Source organism: Noviherbaspirillum sp. (assembly GCF_035254685.1).
GTDB lineage: Bacteria > Pseudomonadota > Gammaproteobacteria > Burkholderiales > Burkholderiaceae_D > Noviherbaspirillum.
The window spans coordinates 321,859-337,562 of the sequence record NZ_DATFAI010000022.1 but is presented as its reverse complement, the minus strand read 5'-3'; the positions used below and the strand labels follow the sequence as shown (position 1 = coordinate 337,562).

16 protein-coding genes and 1 tRNA gene are annotated in these 15,704 nt (G+C 56.9%); all 17 read right to left on the bottom strand.

Going from position 1 to position 15,704, the window contains the following annotated elements:
* Positions 1 to 18: 18 nt before the first annotated feature.
* The 17 genes from VJ698_RS09520 to VJ698_RS09440 all read right to left on the bottom strand — a co-directional run bounded on the left by VJ698_RS09520 (position 19) and on the right by VJ698_RS09440 (position 15,682).
* A complete protein-coding gene (locus VJ698_RS09520) occupies positions 19 to 1,506 on the bottom strand; it encodes an NADH-quinone oxidoreductase subunit M (protein WP_324102503.1) in 1,488 nt (495 codons plus the stop codon).
* Positions 1,507 to 1,533: 27 nt separating this feature from the next.
* Positions 1,534 to 3,582, bottom strand: coding sequence for an NADH-quinone oxidoreductase subunit L (gene nuoL / locus VJ698_RS09515; RefSeq protein WP_324102502.1), 2,049 nt, complete (start codon positions 3,580 to 3,582; stop codon positions 1,534 to 1,536).
* 26 nt (positions 3,583 to 3,608) lie between these two features.
* Complete coding sequence (nuoK, locus tag VJ698_RS09510) at positions 3,609 to 3,920, bottom strand: NADH-quinone oxidoreductase subunit NuoK (RefSeq protein WP_324102611.1); 312 nt, start codon at positions 3,918 to 3,920, stop codon at positions 3,609 to 3,611.
* Between the two features lie 11 nt (positions 3,921 to 3,931).
* The gene (locus VJ698_RS09505; protein WP_324102501.1) at positions 3,932 to 4,573 is read right to left on the bottom strand and encodes an NADH-quinone oxidoreductase subunit J; all 642 of its coding nucleotides are present in this window, start codon (positions 4,571 to 4,573) and stop codon (positions 3,932 to 3,934) included.
* Between the two features lie 45 nt (positions 4,574 to 4,618).
* Positions 4,619 to 5,107: an NADH-quinone oxidoreductase subunit NuoI gene (gene nuoI / locus VJ698_RS09500; protein ID WP_324102500.1), complete on the bottom strand. Its 489-nt coding sequence runs from the start codon at positions 5,105 to 5,107 to the stop codon at positions 4,619 to 4,621.
* Between the two features lie 19 nt (positions 5,108 to 5,126).
* Positions 5,127 to 6,194: an NADH-quinone oxidoreductase subunit NuoH gene (gene nuoH, locus VJ698_RS09495; RefSeq protein ID WP_324102499.1), complete on the bottom strand. Its 1,068-nt coding sequence runs from the start codon at positions 6,192 to 6,194 to the stop codon at positions 5,127 to 5,129.
* Complete coding sequence (gene nuoG, locus VJ698_RS09490; protein ID WP_324102498.1) at positions 6,194 to 8,530, bottom strand: NADH-quinone oxidoreductase subunit NuoG; 2,337 nt, start codon at positions 8,528 to 8,530, stop codon at positions 6,194 to 6,196. The genes nuoH and nuoG overlap by 1 nt, the downstream gene beginning before the upstream one ends.
* A 44-nt stretch (positions 8,531 to 8,574) precedes the next feature.
* The gene (gene nuoF / locus VJ698_RS09485; protein ID WP_324102496.1) at positions 8,575 to 9,870 is read right to left on the bottom strand and encodes an NADH-quinone oxidoreductase subunit NuoF; all 1,296 of its coding nucleotides are present in this window, start codon (positions 9,868 to 9,870) and stop codon (positions 8,575 to 8,577) included.
* Positions 9,867 to 10,358: an NADH-quinone oxidoreductase subunit NuoE gene (nuoE, locus tag VJ698_RS09480; RefSeq protein ID WP_324102494.1), complete on the bottom strand. Its 492-nt coding sequence runs from the start codon at positions 10,356 to 10,358 to the stop codon at positions 9,867 to 9,869. The genes nuoF and nuoE overlap by 4 nt, the downstream gene beginning before the upstream one ends.
* Positions 10,359 to 10,381: 23 nt before the next feature.
* Entirely contained in the window at positions 10,382 to 11,635 is a 1,254-nt protein-coding gene (locus VJ698_RS09475; protein WP_324102493.1) for an NADH-quinone oxidoreductase subunit D, read from the bottom strand.
* Positions 11,635 to 12,231, bottom strand: a complete 597-nt coding sequence (locus VJ698_RS09470) for an NADH-quinone oxidoreductase subunit C (RefSeq protein WP_324102492.1) — start codon at positions 12,229 to 12,231, stop codon at positions 11,635 to 11,637. Before VJ698_RS09470 ends, VJ698_RS09475 begins: the two co-directional genes overlap by 1 nt.
* A 21-nt stretch (positions 12,232 to 12,252) precedes the next feature.
* Positions 12,253 to 12,729: a NuoB/complex I 20 kDa subunit family protein gene (locus tag VJ698_RS09465; RefSeq protein ID WP_136418155.1), complete on the bottom strand. Its 477-nt coding sequence runs from the start codon at positions 12,727 to 12,729 to the stop codon at positions 12,253 to 12,255.
* A gap of 3 nt (positions 12,730 to 12,732) precedes the next feature.
* Positions 12,733 to 13,092: an NADH-quinone oxidoreductase subunit A gene (locus tag VJ698_RS09460; RefSeq protein ID WP_324102491.1), complete on the bottom strand. Its 360-nt coding sequence runs from the start codon at positions 13,090 to 13,092 to the stop codon at positions 12,733 to 12,735.
* Positions 13,093 to 13,193: 101 nt separating this feature from the next.
* Positions 13,194 to 13,278: transfer RNA gene (locus VJ698_RS09455), tRNA-Leu, on the bottom strand.
* 77 nt (positions 13,279 to 13,355) lie between these two features.
* The gene (gene secG / locus VJ698_RS09450) at positions 13,356 to 13,760 is read right to left on the bottom strand and encodes a preprotein translocase subunit SecG (RefSeq protein WP_324102490.1); all 405 of its coding nucleotides are present in this window, start codon (positions 13,758 to 13,760) and stop codon (positions 13,356 to 13,358) included.
* A 50-nt stretch (positions 13,761 to 13,810) separates the two neighbouring features.
* Positions 13,811 to 14,557, bottom strand: a complete 747-nt coding sequence (gene tpiA, locus VJ698_RS09445; protein ID WP_324102489.1) for a triose-phosphate isomerase — start codon at positions 14,555 to 14,557, stop codon at positions 13,811 to 13,813.
* Positions 14,558 to 14,701: 144 nt separating this feature from the next.
* Positions 14,702 to 15,682 carry an NAD(P)H-quinone oxidoreductase gene (locus tag VJ698_RS09440; RefSeq protein ID WP_324102488.1) on the bottom strand — a complete coding sequence of 327 codons (981 nt, stop codon included), beginning with the start codon at positions 15,680 to 15,682 and terminating at the stop codon, positions 14,702 to 14,704.
* Positions 15,683 to 15,704: the final 22 nt, after the last annotated feature.

The following is a 15,704-nucleotide window of genomic DNA, read 5'->3' as shown; positions in this document are numbered from 1 at the left end:
CACGTATTTCGATTCGGTTTACAACTTGGAAATCGCGACATGCTTGAGCAGATCGTCGACGGACACCTGCATCACATCGGTGAACGGCGCCGGATAAAGACCCATGACGAGTACGGCGATTGCCAACAGTCCAAGCATGACGAATTCGCGCGTGCCGATATCCTTCAGCTTGGCCACGTGGTCATTGGCCACGGCGCCGAAGATGACGCGCTTCACCAGCCACAGTGAATATGCGGCGCCCCAGATCAATGCCGTCGCAGCCAGTATGCCAATCCAGAAGTTGAATTTCACCGAGCCGAGAATCACCATGAATTCGCCGACGAAACCAGAAGTTGCCGGCAGGCCGCAGTTAGCCAGGGAGAACAACACGAAGAAGGTCGCGAACCGCGGCATCGTATTGATCACTCCGCCGTAATCCGCAATCTGGCGCGAATGCATGCGGTCATACAGTACGCCGATGCAAAGGAACATGGCGGCAGACACAAAACCGTGCGAGATCATCTGCACGATACCGCCCTGCACCGCCATCGCATTGAACTCGAAGAAACCGAGCGTGACGAAACCCATGTGGGCAATCGACGAGTACGCGACAAGTTTCTTCATATCGGACTGGACGAGCGCCACCAGGCCGATGTAAATCACCGCGATCAGCGACAAGGTGATGATGAAGGCGGACATGGAATGGCTAGCGTCCGGCGCGATCGGCAGGGAGAACCTGAGAAAACCGTAAGCACCGAGCTTCAGCATGATTGCCGCCAGTACGACTGAGCCACCGGTCGGCGCTTCGACGTGCGCATCCGGCAGCCATGTGTGTACCGGCCACATCGGCACCTTGACCGCGAAAGCCATCAGGAAGGCCACGAAAATCATGATCTGGACGTTCAGCGGCAACGGCAGCTTGTGCCATGCCAGGATGTCGAAGCTTCCGCCAGACTTGAAGTAGAGATACAGGAGCGCGACCAGCGTGAGCAGCGAACCCAGCAAGGTGTACAGGAAGAACTTGATTGCGGCATAAACGCGGTTCGGACCGCCCCAGACGCCAATGATGATGAACATCGGAATCAGGGTCGCCTCGAAGAAGACGTAGAACAGCAGGCCGTCCAGCGCGCAGAACACGCCAATCATGAGCCCGGAAAGGATCAGGAACGCTCCCATGTACTGTGCCACGCGCTTCTCGATGACTTCCCAACCTGCGATGACCACGATCACGGTGATGAAGGCGGTCAACAGAATGAACCAGATCGAGATACCGTCGATGCCGAGGAAGTAATTGACATTGAAGCGTTCGATCCAGGCAGCCTTTTCGACGAACTGCATGCCGTGCACCGACTTGTCGAACTGCTGGATCAACGGCAGTGTTACAAGGAAGCTGATGATGGACCCCAGTAGCGAAACGGATCGCACCAGTCCGGGATTGTCATCGCGGCCGAAAGCCAGGACAAACAGACCAAACGCGATAGGACACCAGATCGCGAGGCTCAGGAGAGGGAAAGTTGACTGCATCATGATTGTTTTTTGCTTTACTTCGCCAACTTATTTGGCAAATGTCGGGAACGGCATGAAATAAATCAGGAAGAACAGCACGCCGAGAATCATTACAAATGCGTAGTGGTAAATGAAACCAGTCTGGAAGTGGCGAGTCAGTGCCGCGAACCAGCCGACGACCTTGGCGCTGCCGTTGACGATCAAGCCATCGATCAGGCCACGATCGCCCACTTTCCACAAGCCGCTACCGACCACCCGCGCTCCATTGCCGAACACGATCTCGTTGAACTTGTCCATGTAGTACTTGTTGTCGAGGATAGTGTAGATGCCATGGAACTTGGCCTGGAACCAGGCGGGCACTTTCGGATTCACCATGTAGCAGTAGTAAGCCGAGACAACCCCGGCCAATGCCAGCGCGAACGGCAGTGAAGTGAATGCATGCAGACCCATGGCCCAAGCGCCATGGAATTCCGACGCCAGTTCCTTCATCGCCTCATGCGACTCGCCGATGAATATCACATCCTTGAAGAAGTCGCCGAACAGCATCGGCCCGATCGTGATGAAGCCGATGACGACGGATGGAATGGCAAGCAGCATCAGCGGCACGGTCACCACCCATGGTGCTTCGTGTGGTTTCTGGCCCGCGGACAGACCGTGATGGTGCTCGCCGGCATGCTCGTCATGGCTATGGTTCTGATGTTCGCCATGATGCGACTTGCCCCAACGCTCGTCGCCATGGAAAACGAGGAAGTACATCCGGAAGGAGTAGAACGCCGTGACGAAAACACCCGCGATCACCGCAAAGTATGCGAAGCCGGAGCCGGGAATATGCGAGGCGTGGACGGCTTCGATAATGCTGTCCTTCGAATAGAAACCGGAAAAGAACGGCGTGCCGATCAGCGCGAGCGAACCCAGCAACGAAGTGATCCAGGTAATCGGCATGTACTTGCGCAGCCCCCCCATATTGCGCATGTCCTGGTCATGGTGCATGCCGATGATTACCGCACCTGCGCCAAGGAACAGCAGGGCCTTGAAGAAGGCGTGCGTCATGAGGTGGAATACAGCGACCGAGTAGGCAGATGCGCCCAACGCCACCGTCATATAGCCAAGTTGCGACAGGGTGGAATACGCGACCACCCGCTTGATGTCATTCTGGACGATGCCGAGGAAGCCCATGAAGAGGGCTGTGATCGAGCCAATCACCAGGATGAAGGAGAGTGCGGTATCAGACAATTCGAACAGCGGCGACATGCGCGTCACCATGAAGATGCCGGCGGTCACCATGGTTGCCGCGTGGATCAGCGCCGAGATCGGGGTCGGGCCTTCCATCGAGTCAGGCAGCCAGACGTGCAGCGGGAATTGCGCCGACTTGCCCATTGCACCAATAAAAAGGCAGATGCAAGCGACGCTGAGCAGCATCCAATCGGTGCCGGGCAACATCAGCTTTGCAAGTTCTTCCTTCTTTGCGAACACTTCGCCGTAGTTCATAGAGCCGGCATAGGCCAGCAACAGCCCAATGCCGAGTATGAAGCCGAAGTCGCCAACGCGATTCACCATGAAGGCCTTCATGTTGGCGTAGATTGCCGTCGGACGTGTATACCAGAAACCGATCAGCAGGTAGGAAACCAGACCCACCGCTTCCCAGCCGAAGAACAGTTGCAGGAAGTTGTTGCTCATGACGAGCATGAGCATCGAAAACGTAAACAGCGAGATATATGAGAAAAAGCGGTTGTAGCCCTCGTCTTCTGCCATGTAGCCGATGGTGTAGATATGCACCATCAGGGAGACGAAGGTCACGACGCACATCATCATCGCCGTCAGGCTGTCAATCAGAAAGCCGATCTCGAGCTTCAGGCCCATCACCGTCATCCAGTTGTAGATGGTGCCGTTATACGAAGCGCCATCCAGCACTGCGAGCAACGTCTGGAAGGATATGATGAAGGCGATCAGTACGCCCAGTATCGTCACCGAATGCGACGCGGTGCGGCCGATCTTGTTGCCGAAAAACTTGGTTCCGAACAGGCCTGCGATTGCAGAGCCTGCGAGAGGTGCCAACGGCACAGCCAGTAATACGTTAGGGTTGAGTTGCCCCGCCATGATGGACCTTGTCGTTATTTTCGTGGTTAACCTTTGAGAGCATCGAGATCTTCGACATTGATGGTGTCCAGGTTACGGAACAGAACCACCAGGATGGCGAGACCAATCGCGGACTCCGCAGCTGCCACAGTAAGAATGAAGAAAACGAAAATCTGCCCGGCTGCATCGCCCAGATAATGGGAAAAGGCGATGAAGTTCAAGTTGACCGCGAGGAGCATCAATTCGATGGCCATCAGCAACACGATGATGTTCTTGCGGTTCAGGAAAATCCCGACGATCGAGATCGCGAACAGGATGGATCCCAGGATCAGGTAATGTGCGAGCGATAAAGCCACGATGCTTCCCCTTGTTATTTTTCGACTGCGGTCGCAGCTGGTTGCGCACCGCCGTTCGCACGCGCCGATTCGGCTTTCATGTGGACGATACGCAGGCGGTCATTGCGCTTGACCTTGACTGCGGCCGACGGACTGAAGTACTTGGTGTCCTTGCGACGGCGCAAAGTCAGTGCCACCGCGGCTACGATTGCAACCAGCAGAACCACCGCGGCAATTTCAAACGCGTAAATGTACTGCGTGAAGATCAGCTTGCCGAGTTCCTTGGTGTCGCCGATGTTCGCCGCGGCTGCGGGCACTTGCGCATCCGGCGTCCAGAACCCGTGCAACAGCACCGCTGCCATTTCAAGCACGATCACCACGCCGATGGTGGCCGCGAGCGGCAAATACCCCCAGAATCCCTGGCGCAGCTTTTCCATGTCGATCTCAAGCATCATCACGACGAACAGGAACAGCACCATAACAGCGCCGACATAGACGAGCACAAGTACGATCGCAAGGAACTCGGCTTTCAGCAGCAGCCAGATTGCGGCGCCCGAGAAAAAGGACAAGACGAGGAACAATGCAGCGTGCACCGGGTTCCGGTCTGTGATGACGCGTAGTGCGGCGAACACGAGGATCACCGAAAACGCGTAGAACAAGGCAGTTTTAAATTCCATAATGGACCAAGTGAGTCAGCGGTATGCGGGCCAGATCAGGCAAAATCAACGATAGGACGCATCGGCGCCTCGAGCAGCGGCGATATCTTTTTCGTAACGGTCGCCAATCGCGAGCAGCATCTCTTTCGTATAGTAGAGGTCGCCGCGCTTTTCGCCGTGGTATTCCATGATGTTGGTTTCGACAATCGAGTCGACCGGGCAGGATTCTTCGCAGAATCCGCAGAAAATGCACTTGGTCAAGTCAATGTCATAACGCGTGGTGCGGCGCGTACCGTCCTCGCGCTCCGCCGATTCGATCGTGATCGCCATCGCTGGGCAAACCGCTTCACACAGCTTGCAGGCAATACAACGCTCTTCTCCGTTCGGATAACGACGCAGCGCGTGCAGGCCGCGAAAACGCGGCGACATCGGCGTTTTCTCTTCCGGATATTGCACTGTGATCTTGCGCTCGAACATGTAGCGGCCGGTCAGGGCCAAGCCTTTGAGCAGCTCCTTGAGCATCAGGCTGCCGAAAAAATCTTTAATGGCTTCCATCTTGTTCAGCCTCTATTCTTTACTTCCAAATATTCCACGGTGACTGGATCCAGGCCGCGACGATCACCAGATAAGCGAGCGTCAGCGGGATAAACACTTTCCAGCCAAGACGCATGATCTGGTCATAGCGGTAACGCGGGAAAGAAGCACGTGCCCAGATGAACAGCGATACGACGAAGAAGGTCTTGATGCCGAGCCAGATCCAGCCCGGAATCCAGTCGAGGAACCAGACAGGCGATGCCCAGCCGCCGAGGAACATCAGCGAGGCAACGATCGAGATCAGGATCATGTTCGCGTATTCTGCGAGGAAGAACATCGCGAACGACATGCCGGAATATTCCACCATGTGCCCTGCAACGATCTCGGACTCGCCTTCCACCACGTCGAACGGATGCCGGTTGGTTTCGGCAATGCCCGAAACAACATAAATCACGAATATCGGCAGCAGGGGCAACCAGTTCCAGGAAAGGATGTTCCATCCCTTGTCATAGAAGAACCCCTTGCTTTGCGCCATCACGATGTCGGTGAAGTTCAGGCTGCCGGAAACCATCAGCACGATGACCAGCGCGAAGCCCATCGCAATTTCATAGGAAACCATCTGGGCCGACGCGCGCATGGCACCGAGGAAGGCATACTTCGAGTTGGATGCCCAACCGGCGATGATGACGCCGTAGACCTCCATCGAACTGATCGCCATCAGGAGCAGCAGACCGGCGTTGACATTGGCAAGAACGGTTTCCGGACCGAAGGGAATCACGGACCACGCGGCGAGAGACGGCATGATCGTCATGACCGGAGCGATGACAAACAAAGCCTTGTTGGCGCGTGTCGGAACGACGATTTCCTTCATCAGCAGCTTGACTGCGTCGGCAATCGGCTGCAGCAAGCCGAGCGGGCCGACGCGATTCGGGCCGAGACGGATATGCATCCAGCCGATCAGCTTGCGCTCCCACAGAGTGAGGTATGCGACCAGACCCATCAGTGGCGCAACGAGCACCACGATCTTGATCAAGGTCCAGACAAGGAGCCAGGCCCCACCGAACAGATTTTGTCCGCCCGTGTTGATGTTCAGGAGCATTTGGTCCATTACGCTTTCTCCACACTAATTGCGCCGAACATCCCACCCAGTTTCGCCGTTGACGGGTGGCCGGCGGATACCCGCACCACGTTTTCCGGCAGCTTTGCATCGATCGCAACGGCGAGCACTGCCGTTCCGTGCCCTTGCGTGATTTTCACCTTGTCACCATGGCTGACGCCGAGTCGTGCGGCAAGGATGATCGACAGCGAGGCCTTCGGCGCGTGTGCATCGGTAGTCTCTTGCAAGGATGCGGCACGGCGCACGATGCCATCCGTGAAGTAGATCGGGACATCTGCAACGCGCTCGGGCTGCGCGGTCTGTGAAGCTTTCGCAGCCTGCGGCTGGAGGTTGGCGATGTTGTTCAAGCGGGGCTTGAGGTCCGCCTCCTCAGCGGTCTTTGTACCAAGAAGTTCGATCCTGATCTCTTCCGAGGTTTCGTAGTTGAAGCCCGGGAGATCGAGCATGTTGCCCAGTACGCGCAGCACCTTCCAGGCCGGACGCGTTTCGCCGAGCGGTTTTACCGTGCCGTTGAATCCCTGTGCGCGGCCTTCGCAATTGACGAAGGTGCCGGCGGTTTCGGAGAACGGCGCGACCGGCAGCATCACATCGGCGTAGTCCGCACCATGCTTGAACGGCGACATGATCACGACCATGTCGGCCTTGTCCAGCGCGGAACGTGCTGCCTGTGGATCGTAGCTGTCGAGCTCAGGTTCGGCATGCAGCAGGACATAAGCCTTGCGCGGTTGCGCGAAAGCCTGGATAGCGTTCGCGCCCTTGCCGGGCACTGCGTTGGCGAGATAACCGCCGACGGTATTTGCCGCCTCGGTCAGATAGCCAAACTTCGCATCGGTGTTCTGGGCAATCCACTGCGCCGCCGCATGCAATTGGGAGGCCTGCGGATGCTGTGTCGCGGCGTTGCCTAGCACAACAGCTTTCTTCTCGCCGGACAGCAGGCTTGCCGCAATGCCTTTAGCCACTTCACCAGGCTGGATTCCTTCGAAACCGGCCGGGGCAGCAATGCCTTTGGCCTGAGCAACGGCGACGACCACTTCGCTGAGTGCAGACAGCCATTCCGAAGGCGCCTTGATCATCCGGTTGGTCACCGGAATCGCCAGATCGTCGTCGGTTGAGTGCAGAATGTTGACGGTGGTCGCGCGCTTGACCGCCTGGCGCAGACGCGCTGCAAGCAAAGGATGGTCCTTGCGCAGGAAGGAGCCGATAACGAATGCCTGGTTGGCCTGGCCAAATTCTTCGATCGACATGCCGAGCCACGGCGTAATCTTGCCGTCCAGAGCAAAATCAGACTGGCGAAGACGGAAGTCCACATTGTCCGAACCGAGACCACGAACGACCTTCTGCAGCAGGGAAAGTTCTTCGAGAGTGGAGTATGGCGCAGCCAGCGCGGCAATCGCATCGGCGCCATGTTCGTTGCGGATACCCAGCAGCCCGCGCGCGACATATTCAAGCGCGGTTTGCCAGTCAGTTTCAATCCACTTGCCATCCTGCTTGACCATCGGAACGGTCAGGCGTTCTGCGCTGTTTAGGCCTTCATAAGCGAAGCGATCCTTGTCCGACAGCCAGCATTCGTTCACTTCCTCGTTTTCGAGCGGAAGGACGCGCATGACCTTGCCAGACTTAACCTGGACAATCAGGTTGGCGCCCAGACCGTCGTGAGGGCTAACCGAACGGCGACGGGACAATTCCCAGGTGCGTGCGCTGTAACGGAAAGGTTTGGACGTCAGTGCGCCGACCGGGCACAGGTCAATCATGTTGCCTGAAAGTTCGGAGTCGACGGTCTTGCCGATAAAGCTGGTGATCTCAGAGTGTTCGCCGCGGTTAAGCATACCGAGTTCCATCACACCGGCAATTTCCTGTCCGAAGCGGACGCATCGCGTGCAATGGATGCAGCGCGTCATCTCTTTCGTGGAGATCAGCGGGCCAACTTCCTTGGGTGTGACGACGCGCTTTTCTTCTTCATAACGCGATCCGGACGCGCCATATCCGACGGCGAGATCCTGCAACTGGCACTCGCCGCCCTGATCGCAGATCGGGCAATCAAGCGGGTGGTTGATCAGCAGGAACTCCATGACGCTTTTTTGCGCATTGACGGCCTTGTCACTATGCGTGCGGACGATCATCCCGTTGGTCACCGGGGTTGCGCATGCAGGCAACGGCTTCGGTGCCTTTTCAACTTCGACCAGGCACATGCGGCAGTTGGCCGCAATGGACAGTTTCTTGTGATAGCAAAAATGCGGGATGTAGGTGCCAAGTTTGTTGGCAGCGTCCATCACCATGCTGCCTTCTTGCACCTCGACTTTTTTGCCGTCAATTTCGATTTCAACCATGGCTCTGTGTTTTGCCGTAGGGTGCGCGATGCGCACCGGATTTATTAAACGTAAGCAGGAACGATGCAGCGCTTGTGCTCGATGTGGTATTCGAACTCTTTGCGGAAATTCTTGATGAAGGCGCGCACCGGCATTGCGGCGGCATCGCCCAGTGCGCAAATCGTGCGCCCCTGAATGTTGTCCGCAATCGAGTTCAGCATGTCAAGATCGTCGGCGCGCCCCTGGCCGTGCTCGATGCGATGCACCATCCGATACAGCCAGCCCGTACCCTCGCGGCATGGCGTGCACTGGCCGCAGGATTCCTCGAAATAGAAATACGAGAGACGCAACAGCGACTTGACCATGCAACGGGTCTCGTCCATCACGATGACCGCACCCGACCCAAGCATCGATCCGGCTTTTGCGATCGAGTCATAGTCCATATCGGTGTTCATCATGACTTCACCCGTCAGCACCGGCATGGATGAACCGCCCGGGATGACTGCCTTGATCTTCTTGCCGTCACGCATGCCGCCAGCGAGTTCGAGCAGCTTTGCGAACGGCGTGCCGAGCGGAACTTCATAATTGCCCGGTCGCGCTACGTCGCCCGACATCGAGAAGATCTTGGTTCCGCCATTGTTGGGCTTGCCAAGTGCTGCGTAAGCCTCGCCGCCCATGCGCATGATGAACGGTACTGCCGAGAAAGTCTCGGTGTTGTTGATCGTGGTTGGCTTGCCGTACAAACCGAAGCTCGCGGGGAACGGCGGCTTGAAGCGCGGTTGCCCCTTCTTGCCTTCGATTGATTCGAGCAGCGCGGTCTCTTCACCGCAAATGTACGCACCAAAACCATGAAAAGCATGCAACTGGAAGTTGAAGTCGCTGTCCATGATCTTATTGCCCAGAAAGCCCGCGGCACGGGCCTCTTCCAGCGCCTGCTCGAAGCGTTCGTATTCTGCCCAGATCTCGCCGTGGATATAGTTGTAACCTTGGGTAATACCCATTGCATACGCACCGATTGTCATGCCCTCGATGAGCGCATGCGGGTTGTAGCGGATGATGTCGCGGTCCTTGAATGTACCCGGCTCGCCTTCGTCAGTGTTACAGACGAGGTATTTCTGCCCGGGGAACTGGCGCGGCATGAAGCTCCACTTCAGGCCGGTCGGGAAGCCAGCGCCGCCACGGCCACGCAGCGACGACGTCTTCAGCTCTGCGATGACCTGTTCCGGCGGAATCTTTTCGCTCAGAATGCGCTTGAGAGCCTCATAGCCGCCGCGTTTGACGTAGTCAGCCAGATGCCAGTTGTTACCGTCCAAACCCGCAAGAATGAGCGGATTGATGTGGCGATCGTGCAGGCTGGTCATTTCTTCAGTTCCTCCACCAGAGCATCGATCTTTTCGTTCGACATATGGCTGCACATGCGCTTGTTATTCACCAGCATGACGGGTGCGTCGCCGCAGGCGCCCATGCACTCGCCTTCGACCAAGGTGAACTGGCCGTCAGCCGTGGTTTCCTTGTAATCGACGCCGAGCTTCTGCTTCAGGTAGTGCGCGGCACGTTCGCCGCCGGACAGCGCACAGGGCAAATTGGTGCAGACCGAAATCTTGTGCTTGCCGGCGGGCTTGGTGTTGTACATGTTGTAGAACGTCGCCACCTCTTGCACGGCAATTGCCGGCATGCCGATATACTCGGCGACGTCCTGCATGACTTCTGGCGAAAGCCAGCCCTTTTCATCCTGCGCGATGGCGAGTGCTGCCATGACGGCAGACTGCCTTTGATCCGCAGGGAATTTCGCGAGTTCGCGATCGATTTTTTTGTAAGCTTCTTGACTTAACAGCATGATGTCAGCCATCCGTGCGCGATGCTTCGCGCGGTTTATCGGTCAATCTCACCAAACACAATGTCCAGCGAACCAATGATCGTCACTGCGTCGGCGATCATGTGGCCCCTCGCCATTCCATCCATGCCTTGCAAGTGTGCGAATCCAGGCGCGCGAATCTTCATTCGATAAGGCTTGTTGGCACCGTCGGAGATCAGATAAACCCCGAATTCACCCTTCGGATGTTCAATACCGACATAAGCTTCGCCTTCTGGCACGTGGAACCCTTCAGAGAAAAGCTTGAAGTGGTGAATCAGCTCTTCCATGTTGGATTTCATGTTGACGCGGGACGGCGGCGCCACCTTGTGATTATCCGTAATCACCGGACCCGGATTATTGCGTAACCATTCGACGCATTGCTTGATGATGCGGTTCGACTGGCGCAACTCTTCCACGCGCACGAGGTAGCGGTCATAGGAGTCGCCATTCACGCCGACAGGAATGTCGAAGTCGAGCAGGTCATAAACTGCGTAAGGTTGCGTCTTGCGCAAATCCCACTCGATGCCTGAACCGCGCAGCATCGGACCGGTGAAGCCCATCGCTTTCGCATACTCCGGCGAGACCACGCCCACACCCACGAGGCGCTGCTTCCAGATACGGTTATCGGTCAGCAGGGTTTCGTATTCATCGACATAACCAGGGAAACGGTTGGTAAAATCTTCAATGAAGTCCAGCAGCGAGCCTTGGCGGCTCTCGTTCAACTGTTTGGTTGCCTTCTCGCTACGAATGGGTGACGGCTTGTACTGCGGCATCGAATCCGGCAGGTCGCGGTAGACACCGCCCGGACGATAGTATGCAGCGTGCATGCGCGCACCGGAAACCGCTTCATAGCAATCCATCAAGTCCTCGCGCTCACGGAAGGCGTACAGGAATACCGCCATCGCGCCAACGTCAAGTCCGTGCGCACCAATCCACAGCAAGTGGTTCAGGAGGCGCGTAATCTCATCGAACATGACACGGATGTACTGTGCGCGCAGCGGCACTTCGATGCCGAGCATCTTCTCGATTGCCAACACGTAGCCGTGCTCATTGCACATCATCGACATGTAGTCGAGACGATCCATGTAAGGCACGGACTGCAGGAACGTCTTCTGCTCCGCCAACTTTTCAGTCGCGCGGTGCAGCAGTCCAATGTGCGGATCCGCGCGCTGGATGACTTCACCATCCAGCTCGAGCACGAGTCGCAGCACGCCGTGCGCAGCAGGGTGCTGCGGACCGAAGTTCAGAGTGTAGTTCTTGATCTCAGCCATTATTTCATCCCGTATTTCTCTTCGCGAATGACCCGCGGAGTAATTTCGCGCGGCTCGATCGTCACGGGTTGGTAGATGACGCGTTTCTGCTCAGGGTCATAGCGCATTTCGACATAACCCGAAACCGGGAAGTCCTTGCGGAATGGATGTCCGATGAAGCCGTAATCAGTGAGAATACGGCGCAGGTCGCTATGACCTTCGAACAGAATGCCGAAAAGGTCGAACGCTTCGCGCTCGTACCAGTTAGCGGAGGGCCAGATATCTGTGACTGACGGAATCACGGGGAGTTCATCATCTGGCGCAAACACTCGTACGCGAACGCGCCAGTTGTGCGCGATCGACAAGAGGTGCGACACCGCTGCAAAGCGCGGCCCTTCCCAGATGCCGTCGCCATACGTCGAATAGTCGACGCCGCACAGGTCGATCAGCTCTTCGAAACGCAGGTCGGCATGATCGCGCAATGCACGCATCACCGACAGATAATCGGCCGCCCCAACAACCACTGTCACTTCACCCAACGCGACAGTCAGGCTCCGGATTTGGTTGCCGAGCGTACTACGCAGGGCAGCCTCAAGAGTTTCAATTTTTGTGGTCATATCTTTTTCTAAGCGACCTGCTTAGCGCGCAATCGTGTTGGTCCGCTTGATCTTGTTCTGCAACTGCATGATGCCGTAGATAAGCGCTTCGGCGGTGGGCGGACATCCCGGGACATAAACATCGACCGGCACGATGCGGTCGCAGCCGCGAACAACGGAGTAGGAATAGTGGTAGTAGCCGCCGCCATTCGCGCAGGTACCCATGGAAATGACCCAGCGCGGCTCGGCCATCTGGTCATACACCTTACGCATCGCCGGCGCCATCTTGTTGCACAGCGTACCGGCGACGATCATGACGTCGGACTGACGTGGAGACGGGCGAAACACAACACCGAAGCGGTCGAGGTCGTAGCGCGACGCGCCGGCGTGCATCATTTCGACCGCGCAGCAGGCCAGGCCAAAAGTCATCGGCCACAAGGATCCGGTACGAGTCCAGTTGATCAGCTTGTCCGCCGTGGTCGTGACAAAGCCTTCGTTCAGTACACCTTCAATAGACATGACTTACTCCCAATCCAGAGCACCGCGCTTCCAGATGTACCAGAACCCGACGACGAATTCGGCGATAAACACCATCATCGTCACGAAGCCCTGCCATCCGAGGTCGCGCATTGCGACGCCCCATGGGAAGAAAAACGCAGTTTCCAGATCGAACAAAATGAAGAGGATCGCAATCAGGTAGTAGCGCACGTCGAACTTCATGCGCGCATCGCCAAACGCCTCGAAGCCGCATTCGTACGGCGAGAGTTTGTCGAGGTCAGGTTTATGCGGAGCCAGCACGCGGCCCAGAATTTGCGGCAGGACGCCGACGCCGATACCGACAAGGATAAATATAAGGACGGGGAAGTAATTTTCGAGGTTCACGATGTAGGCCGGATGTTGGTTAATTGAATGATTTGCAAATCAAACCAAGATTCCTCGATAAAAAGCCAGCTTGGGGAATGCCCTTGCTGGCCTTGTTCAGTTGGTGCCGACGGCGAGACTCGAACTCGCACAGCTTGCGCCACTACCCCCTCAAGATAGCGTGTCTACCAATTTCACCACGTCGGCTAAATGAGACCCGTATTCTACTCTGCTTTGGCGCATTTGTTCAACGCACAATTGCTCCAAATCAAAACGGCTCTGAATTATTTTGGTATCTGGTTTGCCTGGCCCGCACTGCCGGCAGGCGCATTCGCAGTGGATGCGGCTGCACCTTGTTCAGGCGCGTTATCAGTCTTTGCGGGAGCAGGAGTCGCAGGAGCAGTCGGAGCTGCAGGCAGTCGTTCCATCACACCAGCACTCACGCCACCGCGCTTGTTGCCGACGAATGCAAGCGCGAGTGTCGCGCTGAAAAAAATCGCAGCCGCCACACCGGTAGACTTCGAGAGAAAGTTTGACGAACCTGTCGCACCGAACAGGCTGCCCGAAGCACCAGAGCCAAATGCTGCGCCCATGTCGGCACCCTTGCCATGCTGGAGTAACACGAGGCCGATAATTGCAATCGCGGCCAGCACTTGCACTACGACGATGACTGTGAACAAAGCGTTCATTGAATGGTTTCCAATCTTAGGTTAAATCTCTGACGGTCTTTTCGACCCGCTCACGCCGCCTTGATAATGGCAAGAAAATCGGCAGCCTTCAGCGACGCACCGCCGATCAGTCCACCATCAATGTCAGGCATCGCAAGAAGCTCACGCGCGTTGTCGGGCTTCATGCTTCCGCCATAGAGAATTTGTACGGACTCCGCAGCGGCAGCATTCCTGCTGGCGAGCTTCGCGCGCAACATGGCATGCACATCCTGCGCCATCTCGGGAGTCGCCGTCTTGCCTGTGCCGATTGCCCATACAGGCTCGTATGCAACGACAATCCTGGCAACATCGTCGACATCAAGTGCCGCAAGCACCGTGTCGATCTGCGCACCGACAACTGCCTCGGTCTGGCCAGCCTCGCGCTCCGCCAGCGACTCGCCGACACAAACTATCGGTGTCAGACCAGCCTTGATTGCACTGCCTGTTTTTTGCGCAACCAGTTCATTGCTTTCGCCGTGGTAGGTGCGACGCTCAGAGTGCCCAACAACGACATACGTACACTCGAAATCCCGCAGCATTGCGCCGGATACTTCACCGGTATAAGCGCCAGATTCATGAACAGAGAGATCCTGGCCGCCCCAAGCGACAGAAGTGCCGGCCAGCGCGGCCTTGCACTGGGCAAAATACGGCGCAGGGACACACACTGCAACGGCACATGCCGGCTGCCCCAGGTCAGCCTTGATCCCATTTAACAAAGCGGCATTGGCAGCAAGGCTGCCGTTCATTTTCCAGTTTCCGGCGATAAGTTTGCGTCGCATATGGGCCTAAAAATTCGATAACCCTTGATTCTAGCTTGCTGCGAGCTCACTGGTCAAACCGGACAGACTGTGTATGACCGGCCTTACAGTCCGTATGTTCCGCAAGTCCATTCTTTTTTGAGAGCAGACGCACAGTCTGAATGTTCAGCACACCTGCAGGACGATCTTGCCGATATGGACGCTCGCCTCCATCATTTCATGCGCCGTGACGGCCTCCTCCAAAGGGAAGACCTTGTAGATCACCGGCTTGATTGCGCGTGCTTCAATCAATGGCCAGACATGCGCCAGCAGCTTGTCTGCAATGGCAGCTTTGAATTCGACCGATCGCGGACGCAGGGTTGACCCGGTGATCGTCAGACGCCGCCGCAGCACCTGCCCGAGATCGACCGTCGCCTTCGCACCGCCAAGCAATGCGATCAGCACGAGCCGTCCGTCGTCCGCGAGGCAATCGATTTCCCGGCCAAGGTAGGTGCCGCCGACCATATCGAGGATGACGTCAACTCCTTTCGCCTCGCCCTCCTTCTTGATGACATCGACGAAATCCTCAGTCCGATAATTGATGCCCCGCACGGCACCCAATTCTTCGCAAGCGCGACACTTCTCGTCCGATCCCGCCGTTGCAAAGACACGATGCCCCAAGGCGCTTGCCATTTGAATCGCTGTCACGCCAATTCCTGAAGTGCCGCCCTGAACCAGCAGACTTTCCGATCCGGAGAGGTGGGCGCGGTCAAAAACGTTGCTCCAGACCGTAAAGAACGTCTCCGGCAGCGAAGCCGCCTCGGTGGCGGTCAGCCCCTTCGGGATGGGCAGGCACTGCCTGACAGGGGCGGTGCAATACTCCGCGTACCCACCACCCTGCACCAGGGCGCAGACCATGTCGCCAACTGTGAAATCGCTGCCGGCCAGGTCGCCTCCGACGATTTCACCGGCAATTTCGAGGCCGGGCAAATCCGATGCACCCGGCGGAACCGGATAGTTTCCCAAGCGCTGGAACACATCGGGTCGATTGACGCCGGCTGCGTGCACCTTGACCAAGACCTCGCCCTCCTTGGGCTGCGGCGTCGGCCGATCACACATTTTCAGCACGTCTGGTGCACCCGGCTGGGTAATTTCAATCGCTCTCATCGCTCACTTCCGTCGTAAAGAA

Coding starts and splice junctions, on each gene's coding strand:
- VJ698_RS09520 (WP_324102503.1), bottom strand. CDS start 1,506: ATGATGCAGTCAACTTTCCCTCTCCTGAGCCTCGCGATCTGGTGTCCT.
- nuoL (WP_324102502.1), bottom strand. CDS start 3,582: ATGGCGGGGCAACTCAACCCTAACGTATTACTGGCTGTGCCGTTGGCA.
- VJ698_RS09505 (WP_324102501.1), bottom strand. CDS start 4,573: ATGGAATTTAAAACTGCCTTGTTCTACGCGTTTTCGGTGATCCTCGTG.
- nuoI (WP_324102500.1), bottom strand. CDS start 5,107: ATGGAAGCCATTAAAGATTTTTTCGGCAGCCTGATGCTCAAGGAGCTG.
- nuoH (WP_324102499.1), bottom strand. CDS start 6,194: ATGGACCAAATGCTCCTGAACATCAACACGGGCGGACAAAATCTGTTC.
- nuoG (WP_324102498.1), bottom strand. CDS start 8,530: ATGGTTGAAATCGAAATTGACGGCAAAAAAGTCGAGGTGCAAGAAGGC.
- nuoF (WP_324102496.1), bottom strand. CDS start 9,870: ATGACCAGCCTGCACGATCGCCACATCAATCCGCTCATTCTTGCGGGT.
- nuoE (WP_324102494.1), bottom strand. CDS start 10,358: ATGGCTGACATCATGCTGTTAAGTCAAGAAGCTTACAAAAAAATCGAT.
- VJ698_RS09475 (WP_324102493.1), bottom strand. CDS start 11,635: ATGGCTGAGATCAAGAACTACACTCTGAACTTCGGTCCGCAGCACCCT.
- VJ698_RS09470 (WP_324102492.1), bottom strand. CDS start 12,231: ATGACCACAAAAATTGAAACTCTTGAGGCTGCCCTGCGTAGTACGCTC.
- VJ698_RS09465 (WP_136418155.1), bottom strand. CDS start 12,729: ATGTCTATTGAAGGTGTACTGAACGAAGGCTTTGTCACGACCACGGCG.
- secG (WP_324102490.1), bottom strand. CDS start 13,760: ATGAACGCTTTGTTCACAGTCATCGTCGTAGTGCAAGTGCTGGCCGCG.
- tpiA (WP_324102489.1), bottom strand. CDS start 14,557: ATGCGACGCAAACTTATCGCCGGAAACTGGAAAATGAACGGCAGCCTT.
- VJ698_RS09440 (WP_324102488.1), bottom strand. CDS start 15,682: ATGAGAGCGATTGAAATTACCCAGCCGGGTGCACCAGACGTGCTGAAA.